The 21,129-nt window shown below is 47.5% G+C and carries 17 protein-coding genes and 1 riboswitch; of the genes, 2 read left to right on the forward strand and 15 right to left on the reverse strand.

Annotated features, from left to right (window positions below; genetic code table 11):
- Positions 1–12: 12 nt before the first annotated feature.
- The 3 genes from RQM65_RS05440 to RQM65_RS05450 form a co-directional block, all read right to left on the reverse strand.
- Positions 13–879 (reverse strand): prephenate dehydrogenase, encoded by an 867-nt coding sequence (locus RQM65_RS05440; RefSeq protein WP_314013238.1) that lies wholly within the window; start codon positions 877–879, stop codon positions 13–15.
- Positions 880–1,116: 237 nt separating this feature from the next.
- On the reverse strand, positions 1,117–2,274 hold the full coding sequence (locus RQM65_RS05445) for a pyridoxal phosphate-dependent aminotransferase (RefSeq protein ID WP_314013240.1): 1,158 nt from the start codon (positions 2,272–2,274) through the stop codon (positions 1,117–1,119).
- The gene (locus tag RQM65_RS05450; protein WP_314013241.1) at positions 2,271–3,098 is read right to left on the reverse strand and encodes a prephenate dehydratase; all 828 of its coding nucleotides are present in this window, start codon (positions 3,096–3,098) and stop codon (positions 2,271–2,273) included. The genes RQM65_RS05445 and RQM65_RS05450 overlap by 4 nt, the downstream gene beginning before the upstream one ends.
- A 587-nt stretch (positions 3,099–3,685) precedes the next feature.
- On the opposite strand from RQM65_RS05450, the gene RQM65_RS05455 reads away from it, so the two are divergent.
- Together RQM65_RS05455 and gldA are read left to right on the forward strand one after the other, a co-directional pair.
- Entirely contained in the window at positions 3,686–3,952 is a 267-nt protein-coding gene (locus tag RQM65_RS05455; protein WP_314016790.1) for a type II toxin-antitoxin system PemK/MazF family toxin, read from the forward strand.
- Between the two features lie 42 nt (positions 3,953–3,994).
- Positions 3,995–4,888 (forward strand): gliding motility-associated ABC transporter ATP-binding subunit GldA, encoded by an 894-nt coding sequence (gene gldA, locus RQM65_RS05460; protein WP_314013242.1) that lies wholly within the window; start codon positions 3,995–3,997, stop codon positions 4,886–4,888.
- 14 nt (positions 4,889–4,902) lie between these two features.
- On the opposite strand, the gene RQM65_RS05465 is transcribed toward gldA, so the two are convergent.
- From RQM65_RS05465 to RQM65_RS05520, 12 genes are all read right to left on the reverse strand, one after another.
- Positions 4,903–5,370 (reverse strand): hypothetical protein, encoded by a 468-nt coding sequence (locus tag RQM65_RS05465; RefSeq protein WP_314013244.1) that lies wholly within the window; start codon positions 5,368–5,370, stop codon positions 4,903–4,905.
- A gap of 184 nt (positions 5,371–5,554) precedes the next feature.
- Positions 5,555–6,022: a hypothetical protein gene (locus tag RQM65_RS05470; RefSeq protein WP_314013245.1), complete on the reverse strand. Its 468-nt coding sequence runs from the start codon at positions 6,020–6,022 to the stop codon at positions 5,555–5,557.
- Positions 6,023–6,177: 155 nt separating this feature from the next.
- The gene (locus RQM65_RS05475) at positions 6,178–7,419 is read right to left on the reverse strand and encodes a serine hydrolase domain-containing protein (RefSeq protein ID WP_314013247.1); all 1,242 of its coding nucleotides are present in this window, start codon (positions 7,417–7,419) and stop codon (positions 6,178–6,180) included.
- Between the two features lie 198 nt (positions 7,420–7,617).
- On the reverse strand, positions 7,618–8,439 hold the full coding sequence (locus tag RQM65_RS05480; protein ID WP_314013249.1) for a head GIN domain-containing protein: 822 nt from the start codon (positions 8,437–8,439) through the stop codon (positions 7,618–7,620).
- Between the two features lie 69 nt (positions 8,440–8,508).
- Positions 8,509–9,603, reverse strand: a complete 1,095-nt coding sequence (locus RQM65_RS05485) for an acyloxyacyl hydrolase (RefSeq protein ID WP_314013251.1) — start codon at positions 9,601–9,603, stop codon at positions 8,509–8,511.
- A 31-nt stretch (positions 9,604–9,634) separates the two neighbouring features.
- The gene (gene metF, locus RQM65_RS05490) at positions 9,635–10,588 is read right to left on the reverse strand and encodes a methylenetetrahydrofolate reductase [NAD(P)H] (protein WP_314013252.1); all 954 of its coding nucleotides are present in this window, start codon (positions 10,586–10,588) and stop codon (positions 9,635–9,637) included.
- Between the two features lie 225 nt (positions 10,589–10,813).
- Entirely contained in the window at positions 10,814–13,714 is a 2,901-nt protein-coding gene (locus RQM65_RS05495; RefSeq protein ID WP_314013253.1) for a vitamin B12 dependent-methionine synthase activation domain-containing protein, read from the reverse strand.
- Positions 13,715–14,713, reverse strand: a complete 999-nt coding sequence (locus tag RQM65_RS05500; RefSeq protein WP_314013255.1) for a homocysteine S-methyltransferase family protein — start codon at positions 14,711–14,713, stop codon at positions 13,715–13,717.
- A 94-nt stretch (positions 14,714–14,807) separates the two neighbouring features.
- A riboswitch (SAM riboswitch) is annotated at positions 14,808–14,957 on the reverse strand.
- A gap of 169 nt (positions 14,958–15,126) precedes the next feature.
- On the reverse strand, positions 15,127–16,188 hold the full coding sequence (locus tag RQM65_RS05505; protein ID WP_314013257.1) for an NAD(P)/FAD-dependent oxidoreductase: 1,062 nt from the start codon (positions 16,186–16,188) through the stop codon (positions 15,127–15,129).
- 240 nt (positions 16,189–16,428) lie between these two features.
- The gene (gene cobA, locus RQM65_RS05510; protein WP_314013258.1) at positions 16,429–17,235 is read right to left on the reverse strand and encodes a uroporphyrinogen-III C-methyltransferase; all 807 of its coding nucleotides are present in this window, start codon (positions 17,233–17,235) and stop codon (positions 16,429–16,431) included.
- A 13-nt stretch (positions 17,236–17,248) separates the two neighbouring features.
- Positions 17,249–19,339, reverse strand: coding sequence for a HEPN domain-containing protein (locus RQM65_RS05515; RefSeq protein WP_314013260.1), 2,091 nt, complete (start codon positions 19,337–19,339; stop codon positions 17,249–17,251).
- A 536-nt stretch (positions 19,340–19,875) separates the two neighbouring features.
- Positions 19,876–21,129: a sulfate adenylyltransferase subunit 1 gene (locus RQM65_RS05520; protein WP_314013262.1), complete on the reverse strand. Its 1,254-nt coding sequence runs from the start codon at positions 21,127–21,129 to the stop codon at positions 19,876–19,878.

Here is a 21,129-nt window from a genome sequence, read left to right on the forward strand (position 1 = left end):
TTCCTCCCTTCGTCATTTCCCCATACTGTTCAAAGGTATCCCTTTTAAAATTTCCTTGATCCGGTTAGTGTCGTTCATTTCATGAAAAATGCCTTCGTAATCTTCATCTTCAAGCAGTTGTTTGAACTCCTGCAGGTTTTGGATGTACTCGTTCAGCGTATCCAAAACATTATCCCTATTGTGCTTGAAAATGGGGGTCCACATGGCGGGGGAGCTTTTGGCCAGGCGTACGGTACTTTCGAAACCACTGCCCGCCATGTCAAAGATATCGCGTTCGTTCTTTTCTTTGTCGATAACGGTCTTCCCCAACATAAACGAGCTGATATGTGACAGATGCGACACATAGGCGATGTGCTTGTCGTGCGCTTCGGGATTCATATAGCGGATGCGCATGCCCATTTCCTGAAAGATTTCCAACGCCTTTCCCTGTAATTTGAAGGCCGTTCGCTCGATCTCACAGATGATATTGGTCTTGCCCGCATACAAATTTTCTATGGCCGCGGACGGTCCTGAAAATTCCGTTCCCGCAATCGGATGCGCCGATAGATAGTTTCTTCGCTTCGGATGGTCGGCAAGCGTTTTACAGACCAAGCTTTTGGTCGAGCCGCCATCAAGCACGACACAATCGTCGTTCACGGCATCGAGGACTTTAGGAAGCTCCTGTACCATAGCATCCACGGGCACGGTAACGATGACCATATCGGCAATGTCCAATTCGTCATAGCTCGATCTTGCATCGATCAGGCCGAGGGACAAGGCCTCCTCTTCGTGGGATGGATCGATATCTATGCCATAGATCTTAGACTCCGGCCGAAGGCGTTTGAGGTCCTTGGCGAAGGAGCCCCCGATCAAACCGATACCGATGATAAAAATGTTCATTTTTCTTGTTTAATGATAAAAGGAATTCAGATTAAAAACTTTTGTTTCTTTTCACTTTGTACGTATCCCATTTTACGACACTTAGTTCGGAAAACTCCTCACTCTATTTAATTCCTGTTTATTTTGATTTTAGGAACGTTTTAAATTTTGTCAATTATTTTTAGGGGCCTTTTTTGTTCAACCGTCATTGCTCATTCCGTCCTTCCTCCTTTAGCCCTTCCTAATTTCACCCGAGATCTAAAACCTCCCGATCGCTTCCCGGATATTTTCCTCCGTTACACAAAGGGAAAGCCGAATGTACCCCTCGCCGTTGCTCCCGAAAATTGTTCCCGGGGCAATAAAAATATCCTTCTCGTATAAAATTTCATCTATAAACGTCTCCGCAGGTTTACTTCCTTCGGGCAATTTGGCCCAAACGAACATCCCGACGGCTTCTCGATCATACGTACACTGCAACTTGTCGACCAGTTCAAAAATCAGGTTTCTTCTTTCCCTATATATAGTATTCAACCCGTCGAACCATTCTTGCAGGCTTTGCAGGGCGGTAATCGCCCCTTTTTGGATGCCATAGAACATTCCCGAATCCATATTGCTCTTTACCTTTAGCACGGCCTCTAGATGTTCCGCGCTGCCCAATACCATCCCGACGCGCCATCCGGCCATATTAAAGGTCTTACTGAGGGAATTCAGTTCCAAGGCGACCTCCTTTGCGCCCTCAACGGACAAAAGGCTGGTCGGCGCCTCGTTCAGCACAAAACTATAGGGATTATCGTTGACCAGCAGAATAGCGTTTTTTCGCGCAAAGGCGACCAAACGTGCGAGCTGTTGGGTGTCGGCCGTAGCCCCGGTCGGCATATGCGGATAACCGACCCACATGATTTTTACCTTGGATAGGTCTTCTTGTTGTAGAACATCCAGATCGGGAAACCATCCATTTTCTTCGGACAGGTCATAATATTTGGGTACCGCATCCACCAATTTGGTGACAGAGGTATAGGTTGGATAGCCCGGATTGGGAATCAGCACCTCGTCCCCCGGATTTAAAAAGGCCAGGCTGATATGCATGATACCCTCCTTGGAACCCATCAGCGGTAGGATTTCTTTCGCCGGATCCACCTCGACCCCGAACCTCGTCGCGTAGAAGGTAGAAATAGCTTCCCGCAGCTGGGGAAGACCTTGATAACTTTGATACTGGTGCGCCCCTGCTTCCAGTACAGCGTTCTGCATGCTCTCTATGATCGGTTTTGAAGGGGCCAGATCGGGACTGCCGATGCCCATATTGATGATCGGACGACCTTCTGCGGCCAGCCCGCGCACCTCGCGCAATTTCTTTGAGAAATAATATTCCTCGACCGTTTGCAGGCGATCTGCAGTTGTTATTTCTGAAATTGTCATATCCTTACATTTTTATATTCCCCCAAAACCTTGAAATCTTCTGCCATGATGCCCAAAAGTGATTTTGCCTTGTCAAAATCTTTATAAGTATCAAAGGTCACATCGACGAAAAAAGCATATTTCCAAGGGGTCTCTATAATCGGCAGCGATTGTATCTTGGTCATGTTCATGTTGCAGTCGCTCATTACATTGAGCACTGTGGCCAGACTGCCGCGCTTATGGTCGGTGACAAAACGTACAGAAGCTTTATTTATCTCATCTTTGGGAATCAGCTTGTTTTTTGTACTTACAATGATAAAACGTGTCTCATTATTTTTAATGGTCTGAATTTGCGGTGCTACGATGTCCAAATCGTAGAGACTGGCAGCGACTTCCGGTGCAATGGCCGCAATATGGAACCACGTCTCCTCTTGTATGCATTTTGCAGTTTCGGCGGTATCGACGTCCTCGACCATTTTTATATGGGGGTAATCACGGAAAAACTCCTTGCATTGCAACAAGGCCATAGGATGCGAACGAACCTCTTCGATATCTCCGATATTTTGGCCCTTCAGTACCATCAGGTTGTGGTTGATGTTCAAATAATGTTCCCCGATAATGTGAAGATCGTTGTGATAGACCAGGGCATAGTTGGGAATGATGGAGCCTGCAATGGAATTCTCGATAGCCATTACGCCCATAGCTGCGGTTTTGTCCAATAGTCGATCGACTAGATCGTCGAAAGACCTACTCTCTACCAAGTCGGTATCGTCGCCGAAATACTCCCGCACCACTTGGTGGTGGTTGGAGCCTTTAATACCCTGTATCGCAATTTTTTGTTTCATAGTTGTTTTTCCCGCCCCTGTCGGGAGATAGTCCTCCATTTTTGCATAATGGCTGTATATTTTTTTGGTGCTCTAACCCTGAAAGCAGGCGTTGCATGATATTATTCTTTCGAACTGCGCTCTACTCGTACCTTTCGTCACTCTTTTGCCTTCCGCCATCCTTTTTCCTTTTTCTTTACGTCCTTTAGTCAAACTACATGTTTCCGTTTGTTTCACAGAAACAATCACAGAAGCTTTTTGCTTCCATGATTTAAATCCTGGCCTTGCTTTTCAATCGTTGCGACTTCCAGGTCCCAGACCTCTCTACCACATAAATTCTTAGAATGTCTTTCAAAAAAAAGTCCCGCATTATGCGGGACCTTGTTTGTCTATATGTTCAAATATATCACAACAGTCCCGCTTCTCTTTTAAAAAAGAAGTAAAAAAAGGAACCGCTATAGAAATATTGCTTCGACATGGTACACTTAAACTTGCGCTAAAGTAATAATTATATTTTAAAAATGGGATTTGAAGGGATTTTTTTTATAAGTGGATGTAAAATAAATTCTGAAATGTTATAACATTGTTCCAACTTTAATTATTCATAAATAAAAAAAACAAGGCCTTGCTTGGTCATATCCCCCAACGAAGCCAATAATAACCTGAATACGATTTTAAACGCGCCGATTACCTCGGCGATACGGAAGTTTCCCATGCGAATGGATATCGTATTAAAAAATAAAAGAGGTCAGATCGCGCTCGACCAAATGCGCTGCATCGATAAATCGAGATTATTCGAAAAGATTGATTTGCTGAACGGAGACCAGATTAAAAAACTTCGTTTACTTTTGAGGGAGTTTTTAATTGATGACTGAGCACTCTTTGCAAGAATATTAAGTAAAGTATTTAAACTCCAAATGTCGATAACCGTCAAGAACATCTCCAAATCTTTCGGACACCAGAAGGTGCTTCAAAACGTCTCTTTTGAGCTCCAAAAAGGGGAGATTACGGGATTTTTAGGTCCCAATGGCGCCGGGAAGTCCACCATGATGAAAATTCTGACGACCTATCATCGGGCGGACGAGGGGGAGGCGAAGGTCAATGGGTTCAATGTGGTCACCGAGAAAAAAAGCGTACAAAAAAGTATCGGTTACCTGCCCGAACACAACCCCTTGTATTTGGATATGTACGTTAAAGAGTATCTAGCTTTCAATGCGGAGGTCTATAAAACGGACAAAAATCGGATTGCCAAGGTCGTCGAACAAACGGGACTCACCCCGGAAGTCCACAAAAAAATAGGCCAGCTATCCAAAGGCTATCGTCAGCGAGTGGGCCTGGCCGCGGCGCTTTTGCACGACCCCCAGGTCTTGATCCTCGACGAACCTACAACCGGCCTGGATCCCAAGCAACTGCTTGAAATCAGAAAACTCATCCGACAGATCGGAAAGGAAAAGACCATTCTACTTTCTACCCACATCATGAAAGAGGTAGAGGCCGTTTGCGATCGGGTGCTGATCATCAGCAAAGGTACACTAGTAGCGGATAAAAAACTGTCAGACCTGCGGGATGAAGAGGAACAAATTATCGAGGTGGAATTCGATTACCGGGTCGAGGAAGCGTTTTTGAACCAATTGCCCCATGTGGCACTGGTACGAAATACAGGGGGATTCCGTTATGAAATCACTTTCGATACCTCAACAGACATGCGGCCGGCCGTTTTCGACTTTGCCCACGACAACAAGCTCAAAACCTTACAGCTCAGCCGGAAGAATAAGAATTTAGAGGGGTTGTTCGGGGAGTTGACTTCGTGATGCTAAAGACACATCTAAAATTTCAAGGCTAATCCTAAGCCGTTATGATTGCCAATAGGCTCTAGAGATAAAGAAGTTCGACTATTAAGTTTTTGATTGTACCCTAAAATGGCTTTTCTTTTTGAATTATTGGCCGAAACGAAGAAAATCGCAGCAATTGTGGCTGAGCCCAAGGTACCGATTAACGGGATAGTAGCGTCATTGTCCTGCCCCATCTCGGCACCGGTCCAAAATGCAAATCCAAATTCGGAAACCAAGGCTACCGTTGCCAAGGTGTTTTGTAATTTTGATCTCTTCCAAAATTTTTCTAGTTGAGCATCACTCTTCATTAAGGTTTCCAACTCCTTTTTGGTTATCTCCTTATCGTCCTGATAATACTTTTGGCCCCAAAAACTTGGAAACATTGTAATTTCCTGAGCATTTGATAATTTGGTGAAAGTAGTGAATATAACAACAAAAACAATTGCTTTCAAGATGTTCATAACAAGATTGATTTGGAATTTTCGAGATAAAAATTCAGCTATAATTTGACTTGTTTTGAGAACGAAAAAAAGCACTAATTATTACCATTCTATTTGAAATTTTTTATCACTAAAAGAAATAATGACACATCCCAAAATCGGGATACGTCATTTTTTTACTTTCAACTGATTAATTGGCAATGACTTAAAACTTCAACGCCAGTCCCGTGCCATTTTGATTGTTGACAGGCACCAATCGGAATGAAGTACCTCCTGACAAACTATCGTTGTAGTTTAAAATGGCCTTACGTTTATTTTCTGAAGCCGCTTTAAAGAATATCATTCCTATGGCTCCCGTACCGACCGTTGCGATAATGGGCCCGGTCAAGGGCTTGCTTTGGTCGAGATTGCTTACCAACCAGACCACAGATCCTAAATTTGCCACGCCGGATATAAGTCCCCCTAAAGCGAGTTTTTTGGACTTCCGCCATTCGTTCTGCGCCACCTGGCTATCCATCATTATTTTATCGACTTCCTTCCAGGTCAGTTTTTCTTTATCCTGATAGAAACTCTCCCCCCATGTACCGGGGAAGGCGGTTATTTCCTGGGCGGAAAGGTTTGAAGAAATCAGTACGATAGTCACGAGAGCAAAAATTTGCTTGAACAATTTCATAGTATAAAATTTTAGTTTCGTTCAACAAATTACGAAAAAGGTTGGACACTATGGACGCTTTCGGAGCGTATTTTACTCCAAACGGATTTTAGTTTCTCGCCGTACATATCGGAAGTGCTTTATAATTGCGAATAAATCAGTTTTGCTCCTACATTCTATACATCAATGACCTTATGCAAATTCACCAAAGTAGCGATTGCTACATTCAATTCTTCTTGCACCTTGGGGTCCGTGCAATTAAGCAATATTGCGAATACCATCCCCGCTTCGGGATATACGAAGAAATTGGAGTAGCCCCCCACCCCGTTTCCTACGTGCCCGTAGTATGGCCTTCCCTTGGCATCTTCGCTTATCTGCCAGCCAAGGCCGTAATAGGTCGGCTTCCCGTTTACTACTTGGGAGTTCAAAAATTGGGCGCGAACCGATTCGTTCAGGATGGCCTCCTCTAGATGGGCCTGTCCAAATTTTGCGATATCCGCGGAGGTGGAGAGATAGCCTCCACCGGCCAGTTTGTAAAAGTTATTTACGGGAATGGCCTCCCGGAAACCTCCACGGCGGTTTTTGGTATAAAATTTTGAGACGTGAGGGAATATTTTATTCGAAGGCCAGGCCTTCTTCGGCCCATCCTTGCTTGTCCTAAGCGCATCGGAAGCTTTTAAATCCTCGGTCTTATTTGAATTTCCCGTATGTGTTGTATCCTCACGGTAATTGACATCCCCCGTACCATCGGTTTCTCGACCGTCTTCCCCATTTTTGTCAAAATGGTTCCCCGACGGGGATTCGGGAAATGTGTTTTCCATGGCCAGGTGTTCCAAGACTCTTTGCCGTACGTATTCCTCGAATGGTATTCCACTGGCCTCCTGCATGGCCAACGAAACCAAGACCCAATCGTAACTGTTATAGAGATAGCCCTTACCGGGTTCGAAGATCAGCGGATCATTCTTAAAAATATCGATCCCCTCCTTGATGGTGTAGGGCTGGTTCAATCCGTATTCGACCCCTCGGTATCCCCGGATACCGGCCGTATGGCTTGCAAGCTGACGTATGGTAAAATCCCATTTTTTCTTGGGATAATAGGGGACATACTCGTAAAAGGAAGCATCGAGATCAATCAGTCCTTCGGCAACCATATGGGCCAAGGCGGTGGCGGCGATGGGCTTGGATACACTGGCAATCCGGAATAGCGTCTTATTGGGGTCAACGGGAAGTCGCACTTCCAAGTCGGAATAGCCATATCCCTTCTGAAATATGGTTATTCCATCCTTCAGAACGCTGACCGAAAGTCCGGGCACTTTTCCCTCGTATATCAATTCGGCCAACAAGGCATCCACTTTGGTCAATCCATTCAATACCTGGTCATGGCCAAGGATTCGTTGCTTGGCAAAAAGATCTTTCAAGTATTTTTGTACGGGCTTCATTGCAAGGGAAAATGTGTGCTAGACCGCCACCGATTATAAATTCTTGGTCGGCAATCCCTTAGTGTTACTACGAAATAGAGGATTATATGATAAATTCTCCGGACTTGTGAAACATCGAATCTCGGGCTATCATTAGGATGCGGCCGGTTCGACCTTAGATCAATACCGCGCATACGACTATCGAAATAGCAATCGCCCTCTATAAAGTTCCTCTACCGAGATGCTATCGGGCCGGTTCGAACTGATGACGTCTCCGGTAGCACGAATCGCTCCTTGTATTGAGGCTTGGGGATTTACCAACATATCGTTCGAGCCGCGATGGTTCAATATCACGTTTTGCGCCGTTACATCAGCGGCTTCGATTCGGGAATCGCCTGCGGCAATTGTCAATCGCAGCGTATCGGTAGTACCTTTCAATCGAAAATAGGCAATGCCGTTGACGACTACACTGAGGTTTTGGTTGTCCACCTCCAGATCGAACTCCCCGTCGGTGGTCGCAGCCTCGGGAACATTGAAACTTTCGGACAAGAGGCTCAGGCTATCGTAGGCCAGGACCCCATCGCTCTTGATCCGCCAGCCCGTACTGCTTCGGATTTCAGAAATATTGGGCGAGGTGATATACACCGTGGTCAGTCCGTATTCGCGAAAATAATTACAATCGTTCGTATCCCTGAGCAGCAAACGGTCGCCTTCCACCTTTACCGAGACCTCGTCTCTCAGGTATTCCCCGGTGGCTATCTCGACTTTTTGCACGTCGCCCTGTTTTATTACCAAACTCACATTTTCAAAGACCGTAATTTTTGTAAAATCGGGAACCACGACCTCTTCACGGACCATGTTCCCGGCATTTTGAAGGCAGTCGGGGGCGCTTTCCGTATTGCATCCTAGTAAGAACAAGGCAGTCCATAACAGCATTACACGTGTCAGGGCATTCCTTGTGTTGCGGATAGATCCCAGATCTCCGGTACCACATCCCAAATTCCAAATTGCAAATCCCAAATCGTTTACGTTTTGATTTCCTGTTTAGGGTGCATTAATTTTTCTATCATAAAGCTTCCACCTGACATTTTATAACCGTATCCCGATCCCGAATTCGACCGCCTCTGCTTTGGCGCCGTGGGATTTTAAGGTAACGGCCCCAAAAACCTTTTTCCCAAAATAGCGCTTTAAACCGACCCGATTGTACACCCGCCCCTCAAAATCGTAGGGATAATACACGTAATAGCCCAGCTGCGCAATAACCGACAGTTTATTAATAAACATTTCATGGCCTACGAAAATGCCCACGCGTTTATAATCGGTATCCGCGGCAATGTCGTTCTCGGGAAAGGAAACGGACTGAAATTCTATAAGTTCCTTAAGAAAATTACTGAAAAATACATCCGCCCCCATATGAACGGCACTTTTCTGGCTTAACCGCTTGTCGGCATATCCCGATATAATGTAGAAGGGATATTCCCCGTGGCCTATATTGTCGCTGGCATTGACCCCTCCCCGGAATATCAGGTTATATTTTATGGGTTCGGTCACCTTGATTTTTTCTCTTCTAATGTATTGGTTTTCGGCCTGTTGCAAGGTATAGACCAGCCCCAGATTAAAGGCCAGGGTGTTTGTCGATGTATTCGGTGCCTTAAAATTGGCGTTGGAATAGTGAATAATTGACAGCCCCGCTTTAAGTCCCAAATTTTTATAGATGTTTTCCTTGTGGTAATTGAACATGAGCATCGTGGAGCTTAAAATATGAGATCCGTAGGCATTGTTTCTGAAATTGCGGTTCCGATCATAGGGATTGGTCGTATAGGCTGCCCCCTGCCCGATACGGACTTGAAGGTTCCGTTGAAAAAAATAGAAATTAAAATGGGCGTAAAGTCCGTAATTCTTGCCCAAGGTGGGATTGACCATATCCTGATACACGAAAGATGCCCCCAGATCGGGATAGTTGTATCCCTGTTGCCAATTTTCACGGCCATAGGTCTTTCTGTTATACCCCAAAACAAGGCCCGCCGGATGCTCGGTGATCAAATGCGAGATATCCGGATTGTGCAGGATAATGGATCCGTAAAAGGCACTTACATCAAAGGCGTAGTTGTGTTTCGGTTCGTCCGATTGGGAGAAGCAACATCCCACGGCGAATAAAAAAAGGAGAAATACCCTTGGGTTCATGGGAGGCAAATATAGGTATGAAGTGCGAGATTCAAAACACCTTGCCCGCAATGGCCTTGATATTGTCCGATTTTCCCATGGAGTAGTAATGCAGCACGGGAACTCCCGCGGCCTTTAGTTCCCTGGATTGCTCGATACACCACTCCACCCCTACTTGGCGGACGGCCTTGTTGTCTTTACAATCGTCGACGGCATCGATCAAATCCTGAGGCAGGTCGATACGGAATACCTGGGGCAGCAATTGCAGATGGCGTTTTACGGCGATGGGCTTAATACCGGGGATGATCGGAACCTCGATCCCTATTTCCCGGGCGGCATCGACGAAATCGAAATATTTTTGGTTATCGAAGAACATCTGGGTCACCACGTAATGCGCCCCGGCATCGACTTTTTGCTTCAAACGTTTTAAATCCGATTTCAAGGATGGGGCTTCCAGATGCTTTTCGGGATAGCCCGCCACCCCGATACAGAAATCCGCACAGTGATCGGTCTCGACCGTGTCGTGCAAGTAGTTCCCGCGGTTCAGGGCGTCGAGCTGCTCTACCAGGCCCACGGCATAATCATGACCGCCTTTGGTCGGTTTGAAATATTTTTCGTCCTTCATCGCATCGCCCCGCAAGGCCATTACATTGTCGATGCCCAAATAATGACAGTCTACCAGTACGTATTCGGTTTCCTCCTTTGAAAAGCCGCCGCAGAGCAGGTGGGGCACGGTATCGACATCGTACTTGTGCTTGATGGAGGCGCAGATGCCCACGGTTCCGGGCCGCATCCGGGTCAATTTTTTGTCGAGAAGTCCATCACGATCAATGTAAACATATTCCTCCCGGGAGGTCGTCACGTCGATAAACGGCGGCTTGAACTCCATCAACGGATCGATGTTGTCGTAGAGCTCCTGAATCCTGTGGCCTTTTAGGGGCGGGATGATTTCGAAGGAGAACAAGGTTTCTCCCTTGGCTTCTTTTATATGGTCGCTTACTTTCATGTTTGTCTGCCCTCAAAGGGTTTTCAAAATTCGTTACTATTGTTTTTATTTGGGCGTCCGGGCGGGCTTTCCGCTGTATTTTTTTAGGGTCGTCTTTGGACTGTACCTCGACTGCGCTCGGTAGAACCGCTCAAGGTGACACTAAAAAAGATGCCGCTGCAATCCCTGACGCGGCGTACTCAATGTTTTCTAATTTTTGCTTCGGGAACAATGCTACCATCTGTACTAGTCATCTGCAATATTGGGTGCCAGCCATTTCGTAGCCTCTTCCAACGGCATCCCTTTGCGTTCGGCGAAATCCGCTACTTGGTCTTCCTTTATTTTTCCGACCCCGAAGTATTTGGATTCGGGGTTGGCGAAATAATAGCCGCTTACCGAGGAACCGGGCCACATGGCGAGACTGTCGGTCAGCTTGACCCCGACACGTTCCTCGACCTGCATCATCTTCCATATCGTCCGCTTTTCCAAGTGATCGGGACAAGCAGGATACCCCGGTGCGGGACGGATGCCTTTATATTTCTCAACGATCAGCGCCTCATTGTCCAATTTCTCGTCGGCCGCGTAGCCCCAGTGCTTTAGTCGGACTTCCCGATGTAAATACTCGGCGAAAGCTTCGGCCAACCGGTCCGACAAGGCTTTTATCAAGATGGAATTGTAGTCGTCGAGGTCTTCCCGGTACTTTTCGGATAGCTCGTCCGTGCCAAAACCGGTGGTCACACAAAAACAACCGATATAATCTTGCTTACCCGTTTCCTTGGGGGCTATAAAATCCGCCAGGGCATAGTCGGGCACGCCTTCGCGGCGTTGTAGCTGCTGGCGGAGGGTCCGGAAGACGAACCTGCCGCCACCTTCACCGTGAGCGGAATCGTTCTCGACTGCGCCTGTCTTGAGCGTAGTCGAAAGGCTCGAACTCTTCTCTACTGCGCCTGTCTTAAGCATAGCCGAAAGGCTCGAACTGACATTTTCTGGCTGATCTGATTCTCCCGAACCGTTCCCAGCTGCTTGCGCATCCTTTTGGCGGCTGCCTGTTACATCACCAGGTAGTATCGAACCGGCGGTTATTACTTCGATATCGTCGTGGTTTTCCAGGGTATTGGCCGGAAACAATCCGAAGATGCCCTTCCCTTTTAGCTTTTTGTTTTCCACCACATCCTTTAGCATGGCCTGTGCATCGGCAAAGAGTTCGGTGGCCTGTTCCCCTACCACCTTATCCTCTAAAATATCGGGATATTTGCCGTGCAGTTGCCAACTCCGAAAAAAAGGCGTCCAGTCGATATACTCCAGCAACTTTTTCATATCGATGTCCTCGATAACCTGAATGCCGAGCTGTTTGGGCTTTACGATTTCCGATGTTTCCCAATCGATTTTAAAGCGGTTTTTACGGGCCGCCTCCAGGGTTTTGTACTCCTTGTGCTTGGAGCGGTTCTTAAATTTTTCCCGAAATACCTCGTAATCTTCCTTGATGGATTTTTTGTAGGCCTTTGAGGTCTCCTTTTGCAACAGGTCGCCCACCACGGTTACCGCCCGCGAGGCATCGTTGACGTGTACGACGGACTGGCTATACTGCGTATCGATCTTCACCGCGGTATGGGCCTTACTGGTGGTCGCGCCCCCGATCAACAACGGTACCGTGAAATTTTTACGCTGCATTTCCTTGGCCAGGTGCACCATTTCATCCAACGATGGAGTTATAAGTCCGCTTAGCCCGATAGCATCTACCTGGTGCTTGATGGCTTCTTCCAATATTTTTTCCGGGGGCACCATAACGCCCAGGTCGATAATCTCGTAATTGTTACAGGCAAGTACGACCCCGACGATATTTTTCCCGATATCGTGGACATCCCCCTTGACCGTAGCCATTAAAATCTTACCGTTTCCGCCCTCATCGCCTTCCACGGGATTGAGCAGCTTCTCTTCTTCGATATAGGGAAGTAAATAGGCGACCGCTTTTTTCATGACCCGTGCGGATTTTACCACTTGGGGCAAGAACATCTTTCCGCTACCGAAAAGGTCGCCCACGACGTTCATCCCGGTCATCAGGTTCCCTTCGATGACCTCTATGGGCTTGTCGGCCACTTGCCGGGCTTCCTCGACATCTTCGATGATATATTGGTCGATCCCCTTGACCAGGGCCCGGGTAATCCGATCTTGCAATTGGTCTTCACGCCACGAGAGGTCCACTTTGCTTTCCTTGGCCTTTCCTACAACGGATTCGGCAAAGTCCAACAACCTTTCGGTAGCGTCGTCCCTTTGGTTTAAAATGACATCCTCTACATGCGCCAACAAATCCTTGGGGATATCATCGTAGATTTCCAACATCGTCGGATTCACGATTCCCATGTTCATGCCCGCCTTGATCGCGTGGTACAAAAACACAGAATGCATGGCCTCGCGCACGGGATTGTTACCCCGAAAACTAAAGGAAACATTACTTACGCCTCCGCTGACATGGCAATGGGGCAGATTTTCCCGCACCCATTCGGTCGCTTCGATAAAATCGAGCGCATTACGCCTATGTTCGTCCATTCCCGTCGCGACGGGAAATACGTTTAGGTCGAAAATGATGTCCTCCGGTGGAAATCCGACTTGGTCCACCAATATGTCATAAGACCGTTTTGAAATTTCTATCCGGCGTTCGTAGTTATCCGCCTGGCCTACCTCATCGAAGGCCATGACGATAACGGCGGCGCCGTATCTTTTAATAAGTTTGGCGTGGTGGATGAACTCCTCCTCCCCTTCTTTTAAACTGATGGAATTCACCACGCACTTGCCCTGGACCACCTGTAGTCCCGCTTCGATAATTTCCCATCTAGAGCTATCGATCATGATCGGCACCCGGGCAATATCGGGTTCGGCGATGACCAAGTTGAGAAACTTGACCATAGCTTCCCTACCATCGATCAGGCCATCGTCCATGTTGATATCGATAATCTGCGCCCCGCCCTCTACCTGTTCGCGGGCCACTTCAAGGGCCTCTTCGAACTTTTCTTGTTTGATCAGCCGTAGGAATTTTTTCGAACCCGCCACGTTGGTACGCTCCCCAACGTTTACAAAATTGCTTTCGGGGGTGACGATCAGGGGTTCTAGTCCGCTTAATTTCAAATATTTTGATCTAGTTTCCTTCATTTATTGACTTACGACCAGCGAAGGTCTTGGATTATATTTTTTAGCCAGGTCGGCAATAGCCGTAATATGTTCAGGGGTCGTGCCGCAGCATCCCCCGATGATATTTATCAGATCCTTTTCTAGATATTCTTCGATCTGCTCCGTCATTTGCTTGGGTGTCTGATCGTATTCCCCGAACGCATTGGGCAAACCGGCATTGGGATAGGCCGAAACAAAATGGTCCGATCTATGGGCCAGCACCTCCAAATACGGTACCAGTTGGTCTGCCCCCAAGGCGCAATTGAAGCCGACAGATAGAAGAGGAATATGGGAGATGCTAATCAAAAAAGCCTCCGCCGTCTGGCCGGACAAGGTTCTCCCCGAGGCATCGGTAATCGTACCGCTGACCATGATCGGGGGGTCGATATTGCGCTCTTCCTTAACTTCCTCTATGGCGAAAAGTGCCGCCTTGGCGTTCAAGGTATCGAAGATGGTCTCCACTAAGAGCAGATCGGCCCCACCGTCGAGCAAAGCCTCGACCTGTTGCTTGTAGGCCAAACGCAGTTCGTCGAAGGAAATCGCACGAAATCCTGGGTCGTTTACATCGGGGGACATGCTGGCCGTTTTGTTGGTCGGGCCGATACTGCCTGCTACGAACCGTGGCTTTTCCGGCTCCTTGGCCGTGAATTCATCGGCCACTTTTTTGGCAATGCGGGCGGACTCATAATTGAGCTCGTACACCAAATCTTGCATATGATAATCGGCCATGGCGATCGTGGTACTGGAAAAGGTATTGGTCTCCACGATATCGGCCCCGGCGGCGAAATATTTACCATGTATCTCTGCGATAGCTTCGGGTTGGGTCAACGATAACAGGTCGTTATTGCCCTGTAACGGATATTCCCAATCTTTGAACCGCTCGCCCCGGAAATCCTTTTCTGTGAATTTGTAGCGTTGTAGCATAGTGCCCATGGCACCGTCGAGGATTAAAATCCTTTCTTTAAGCAGGTCTTTGATCATAGGGCAATAGTATTATTAAACCCGTTCGTTTGCACCGGTTTGTTTCAAGTGATCGTTATCAAGTAAGAAAGAAGTTTAGACGGATTGTCTTTTTGCGTTATCTGCCAAAATACTGAAATACCCGAAATTTCGGAACAGTACAAGGTAGAACGTAGCACCTTCTCAGGTCCCGAAAGATGCGGGATAATCCAAAGGGTTGCTAAGGCTTCACAGGGTCTAGTCCCTCCGCCTTTCTTGATAACATCACAGTTTATGAATGAACTAATCGCAAAGTAAAGGTACAGGTGGGTGAAAAGCAAGGAAAGCGCGTGATTTTTGGGTTGAACGATCAATCGGCTACCGAGTAAAACGCATCCACTATAAACCGCATCACGCCACTTTGTGAATACGTTTGGACTGATCCTTCCTCAAAATCACGCTATCCGCTGCACGACCTCTTTCTTGGCCTCTTTTTTGGAGCCGTCGAATCCGGTGACCCCGCCCACCGTGGTATATTTCATGACATAACGTTTATCGGGATTTATGATTTTATAGGCGAACTGGCACATGATCGCGGCCTCGTGGAAACCGGATAGAATCAATTTCAGCTTGCCTTCATAGGTATTGACATCCCCGATGGCAAACACCCCGGGCAGATTGGTCTGATAGTCTTTCGCGTTGTTGACCTTGATGGCGTTGCGTTCGATTTCGAGCCCCCAATCGCCGATCGGTCCCAATTTAGGGGATAGGCCGAACAGGGGAATGAAATTATCGGTCTCGACATATACTTCCCCTTTGTCGGAAGCGTTGTGCTTGACGACCACGGCTTCCAAATGTTCGTCGCCGTAGAGTTTTTTGACCTCCGCTTCGGTGAAAAGCTTGATTTTGCCCAACTTGGCCAGCTCGGATGCCTTCTCGACGGAATCCAAGGCGCCACGGAACTCTTTTCGACGGTGCACGAGGGACACTTCCGACGCTACATCGGCCAAGTAGATGGCCCAGTCCAAAGCGGAGTCCCCACCCCCGGCGATAACCACCTTCTTATCGCGATAGACTTCCGGGTCTTTGATCATATAGGCCACGCCCCTGTCCTCAAACTCCCTGATATTTTCGATAGGTGGTTTTCGCGGTTCAAAGCTACCTAGGCCCCCTGCAATAACCACTATCGGGGCGTGGTGTTCTGTACCTTTGTTGGTAGTTACGATGTACGAGCCATCATCCTGTTGAGCTAGGGTCTCGGCGCGTTCCCCTAAGGTAAAACCGGGTTCAAAGGGTTTGATCTGCTCCATCAGGTTATCGACCAAGTCGCCCGCCAATATCTCCGGAAAGGCCGGAATATCGTAAATGGGTTTTTTGGGATAGATTTCCGAACATTGTCCGCCCGGTTGGGGCAGGGCATCTATTAGATGGCACTTCAGTTTCAACAATCCCGCTTCGAATACGGTAAAAAGTCCCGTGGGACCTGCGCCGATGATAATCAAATCTGTCTTTACCATTTTTTGTATAGTATTGAGTATTAAGTATAATTCTAATTCTTTAAAAGACCCTAACCTGAGTGTAAGACTTAGGATGAAGGACTAAAATTCTTTGAAAAGCGGCCCGTTCTACAAAAAGGTCAAAGGGCTTACGTCTTAGGATAACTCATTTTATTTCATATTTAACGATATTGGTAAAAAGGCGGACAAGCATTTTGAGTATTTAAGTTATCGCAATGAATAATGCTTCAGGAGTATGTCCTAATACTCCGTACTTACTACTTTGTACTCCCTTTTAATGCTTTGGATGCGTTCCCGATGCCGTACTACCTCCCCGATAATAATAATCGCGGGATTGGCCAGTTGCTGCATCTCGACTTCCCTTTCTATGGATGCTATGGTGCCCGTTCCGACTTTTTCATTCTCTCGGGTGCCGTTTTGGATGATGGCGACGGGCGTTTCCGATTTACCCTCTTTTTTGAACAGGGCCACGATTTGGGATAATTTGGACATCCCCATTAAAATGACCACCGTAGCGGAGCTTTTGGCGGCCAATTTCACATCGTTCGATAATTTGTGTTCTTTGGTGGTGCCGGTGATGACCCAGAAACTTTCGGCGGCTCCCCTCTTGGTCACTGGAACTTGCTGCATAGCCGGTACGGATAGGCAGGATGATATTCCCGGCACCATCACCGTATCGAGTCCATGTTCGGCAGCGTATTCCATCTCTTCGGCCCCTCGTCCGAAAACAAAAGGGTCTCCCCCCTTGAGCCGTACTACGTGACCATGGGATTTCGCCCGGGCTACGATCAGTTCGTTGATCTGCTCTTGTTGGTACGAATAACAACCTCTGCGCTTTCCGACGAAAATATGCTCCGCGTTGGGGGCATATTGCAAGAGGTCGGGATCTACTAAAGCGTCGTATAATACCACGTCCGCATCCTGCAACGCCTTTACGGCCTTTAGGGTAATCAGCTCCAGGTCACCGGGACCCGCTCCGATAAGGGTCAAAAGTCCGGGGGCACGTCGGCGCGGAGTATGGGTATTGGATTTTTTGAGAATTTCCATCGTGTTTCGTTGTTTAGGCCTCGGCCAATTCTTGGTTCCTGAATGCTTCAATGGATTTTAAGAACCCCTTGGCATCCCTCAAATAACTCTGTGCAAAGGCTTCGGTGGGTTCCTTTTTCTTGATCTGCAGGGCCAGGTTTTCAAATCCGCCGGCAACGGAAATCCTCCCTGAGGAGACGAACTTTTCGTCAAAATCCTTTATGATACTGATATGGGTGTTGGTTTTCGTTTTCTCCATCGTCAACAGGGCCTTGGCGGTATTGACCATGGAGGAATAGGCATGATAAATCGCTGCAGCCCACTTTTTGTCCTCCAGAGCCAATTCGGCGTTCTGGATTTTCTCCTCGCTGTCGAAAAGCAGGGTGGCCACCAAATCGATAATAACCCCGGCGCATTCGCCCACGCCTATGGCCTTTTTATATTTCTCCGTGTTCCCCCAATCAATAAAATCGGAAGCTTCCAAGTTGTCGGTCGCCGCCAACGGCTTTAGAAAATCGTAAAAGTACCGCTGTCCCCTATCCTCGTAATACGCCACGAACGATTGTCCGCTCCCGTTCGCATCAAAATCGTCGAGGATGGCCCGCAAGGCCTGCGGTCCGCGTTTGCTCGGCACCTTGATGACTTTATCGGCATAACGGCCGTTGCCGTTTCCGAAATTGCCGCCCCCGAGCAATACCTGTAGTGCGGGTGCGACCAGTTTATCCTTGGTTCGAATGCTCATTCCCTGAAAACCGATATTGGCCATGTTGTGCTGGCCACAGGCGTTCATACAGCCACTGATCTTGATGGTCACATCGGGATTGTCGATATAATGCGGATACTCCGCCTTGATCACTCGCTCCAATTCCTCCGCAATGCCCGTGCTGCTCGCGATACCAAGGTTGCAGGTATCGGTACCGGGGCAGGCGGTGATGTCCACGGCCGTATTGTATCCGATTTCGACAAAGCCCAATTTTTCCAGTTCGGTATAGAAAAAGGGAAGCAGTTCATTTTTCACATAGGGAATCAGAATATCCTGTCGTAGCGTAAACCGTAGTTCCCCGGCGGCATAATGCTCAACCAGATCGGCCAGCTGGCGTGCCTCCGGCGTGTAAAAATCCCCTAGCAGCACCTTAATACCGATGGCCACATAACCCTCCTGTTTTTGGGGTACGAGATTGGTGGACTTCCATTTTTCAAAGACTTCCCTGTCCTTGATTTCCGTTTTTGGGATATCGGTGTCCGCCACTTGTATTTTGGGATAAGCTTCCGCATTTATGGGATAGGATTGGTGGGGGACAGCATTTTGCTCCTCCTCCAACAATTCCTTAAATCCGTCAAGACCGATATCCTTAAGTAAGAATTTCATACGGGCCTTGTTCCTGTTGTTACGTTCGCCGTAGCGGTCGAAAACGCGAACGACCCCTTCCATCAGGGGGATGATCTTATCGGAAGGTAAAAATTCGAACAACAGATCGGCGTGCCGGGGCTGGGCGCCCAATCCACCACCTAGCAGCACTTTGAATCCGCGTATCCCGTTGCGCTCCTTAGCGATAAAACCGAGATCGTGCAAGTAGGACAGTCCCGTATCGGCATCACTTGCGGAAAAGGATACCTTAAACTTTCGGCCCATTTCCTGATTGGGGGCATTACGAAGAAAGTACTCGAACAGCCCTTGGGCGTAGGGCGATACATCAAAGGGCTCGTCAACATCAATGCCCGCAGTTTCGCTAGCGGTAACGTTACGAACGGTGTTGCCGCAGGCTTCCCGTATGGTTACCTCATCCTTTTCCAGCTCGGACCATAGTTCTGGGGTGCGCTCGACATCCACATAATGGATCTGGATATCCTGTCGGGTGGTAATATGCAGCCTGCCCGTAGAGTACTCATCGGAAACGTCGCAGATCCGGCGCAATTGGGCCGAACTCACTTTCCCGTACGGCCGTTTAATGCGGATCATCTGCACCCCTGGTTGGCGCTGGCCGTAGATGCCACGAGCCAATCGGACGCTCCTAAAGCTATCGTCGGTGATCTTCCCCTCTTTAAAAAGGTGGATTTTATTTCCGAGATCCAAGATATCCTTTTCGACTACGGGGTTTTCAAGTTCTGTTCTAAAGCTTTGCATTCTTTAAGTATTTAGTAGTTAGTATTGAGTAGCTAGTACTCGGTACTCTTTGAACATTAACTCCCTCCTTATCACTGTACCACTGTATATTTACTGCTATTTTCGGATGTCATAATTGTTCATGTATCGATATGGATTATAGGGATGCGCTGGTAGCAGTATGACCCTGTACATGGTTTTCGAACAGAGCAGCACAACACATCCGGTTTAAAAAATTTGACTAATTCGCATCATCTCGTAAATAGTATTTGTTATTTAATCTATAGAGTTAATAGGATAATTTGGATGCTACTCCCAATTGTTTATGTATCATCCATTAATCAAACGCTTAGCAACTAAAAAGCCACATCCTACCTCTGGAACTTAGTACCCGAAAGCCACCAAACAATATCCAATAAACCTAGCCGAAAAACTTTTCATCATCAGGCGGCCCGCCTCATACACCTAAAAGGAAAGGAAACAAAGAATCTATAATCCCGTACTCCGTATACAGCACCCCATCAACGTACTCAATACTTAATACTCAGTACTAAGAACTAATCCTCCGATATAAACCCGGCCCCCACCGTGCCGTTCGACTGGGTATCGATCAAAATGAACGAGCCGTTGGTTCGGTGTTTCTTGAAAGGGTCATAAAAAATCGGTTTGTTCAGTTTAAAGGTGACCTCCGCGATATCGTTCATACCGAGGCTATCGGTTTTTTTATCGATACCCGAATAATCGGGATGTATCTTATGATTGATTGTACTGACCTTGGCCAATACTTTGTTTACCCCGTGCTGTACCACATATTTTTTTCCAGGTACAAGGTTTTGGGAATCCATCCACGATACCGTCGCGGTAAATTGTTTGTCGATGCTGGGCAGATTACCGGTCTTGACCAACATATCGCCTCGGCTCAGGTTGATCTCGTCTTCTAAGGTAATCGTTACCGATGAGCGCCGGGAAGCGGTTTCGTACTGTTTATCGTGGAAATAGATAGCCTTGATTCTCGATCGGGTTTGCGAGGGAAGGGCTACGACCTCATCCCCTACGCTCAGCTCGCCACCGTACACTTTTCCGGCAAACCCCCTGAAATCATGATGTTCGTCCGTTTTCGGGCGGATCACATACTGCACCGGAAACCTCGGCGTACCTACATTGGATACCGCTGCAAGGTCCAATGCCTCTAAATGTTCAAGCAAGGTTGTTCCCTTGTACCAAGACATATTGGTGGAACGGTGGACCACGTTGTCGCCCTTTAATGCACTAACGGGAATAAAAGTGATCTTTTGGTCCTCATAATCCCGTTTGGCCATCAGTTTCTCGAAATCTGCTTTGATCTGCGTATATTTTTCCTCCGAAAAATCGATCAGGTCCATTTTATTGATGGCCACGATAACTTCTTTTACGCGGAGCAGGTTATTGATAAAGAAATGACGGTTGGTCTGCTCTATGACACCTTTTCGGGCATCGATCAGAATAATGGCGGCCTGTGAAGTCGAGGCTCCGGTGACCATGTTTCGGGTATATTCCACATGACCGGGCGTATCGGCGATGATATAGCTCTTTTTCTTGGTGGAAAAATAGATATGTGCTACGTCTATGGTAATGCCCTGTTCGCGCTCGGCTACCAGTCCGTCCGTAGCCAGGGAGAAATCCAGATAATCGTATCCGTTTTTCCTGCTTCTTTGTTCAATGGCCTCCAATTTGTCGTCGGTAAGGGATTTGGTATCGTAGAGCAGCCTTCCGATCAAGGTACTCTTGCCGTCGTCCACACTACCTGCGGTTGCTATTTTTAATACTTCCAT

This window comes from Pricia mediterranea (genome assembly GCF_032248455.1).
GTDB lineage: Bacteria > Bacteroidota > Bacteroidia > Flavobacteriales > Flavobacteriaceae > Pricia > Pricia mediterranea.

Coding starts and splice junctions, on each gene's coding strand:
- RQM65_RS05440 (WP_314013238.1), bottom strand. CDS start 879: ATGAACATTTTTATCATCGGTATCGGTTTGATCGGGGGCTCCTTCGCC.
- RQM65_RS05445 (WP_314013240.1), bottom strand. CDS start 2,274: ATGACAATTTCAGAAATAACAACTGCAGATCGCCTGCAAACGGTCGAG.
- RQM65_RS05450 (WP_314013241.1), bottom strand. CDS start 3,098: ATGAAACAAAAAATTGCGATACAGGGTATTAAAGGCTCCAACCACCAC.
- gldA (WP_314013242.1), top strand. CDS start 3,995: ATGTCGATAACCGTCAAGAACATCTCCAAATCTTTCGGACACCAGAAG.
- RQM65_RS05465 (WP_314013244.1), bottom strand. CDS start 5,370: ATGAACATCTTGAAAGCAATTGTTTTTGTTGTTATATTCACTACTTTC.
- RQM65_RS05470 (WP_314013245.1), bottom strand. CDS start 6,022: ATGAAATTGTTCAAGCAAATTTTTGCTCTCGTGACTATCGTACTGATT.
- RQM65_RS05485 (WP_314013251.1), bottom strand. CDS start 9,603: ATGAACCCAAGGGTATTTCTCCTTTTTTTATTCGCCGTGGGATGTTGC.
- metF (WP_314013252.1), bottom strand. CDS start 10,588: ATGAAAGTAAGCGACCATATAAAAGAAGCCAAGGGAGAAACCTTGTTC.
- RQM65_RS05495 (WP_314013253.1), bottom strand. CDS start 13,714: ATGAAGGAAACTAGATCAAAATATTTGAAATTAAGCGGACTAGAACCC.
- RQM65_RS05500 (WP_314013255.1), bottom strand. CDS start 14,713: ATGATCAAAGACCTGCTTAAAGAAAGGATTTTAATCCTCGACGGTGCC.
- RQM65_RS05505 (WP_314013257.1), bottom strand. CDS start 16,188: ATGGTAAAGACAGATTTGATTATCATCGGCGCAGGTCCCACGGGACTT.
- cobA (WP_314013258.1), bottom strand. CDS start 17,235: ATGGAAATTCTCAAAAAATCCAATACCCATACTCCGCGCCGACGTGCC.
- RQM65_RS05515 (WP_314013260.1), bottom strand. CDS start 19,339: ATGCAAAGCTTTAGAACAGAACTTGAAAACCCCGTAGTCGAAAAGGAT.
- RQM65_RS05520 (WP_314013262.1), bottom strand. CDS start 21,129: ATGGAAGTATTAAAAATAGCAACCGCAGGTAGTGTGGACGACGGCAAG.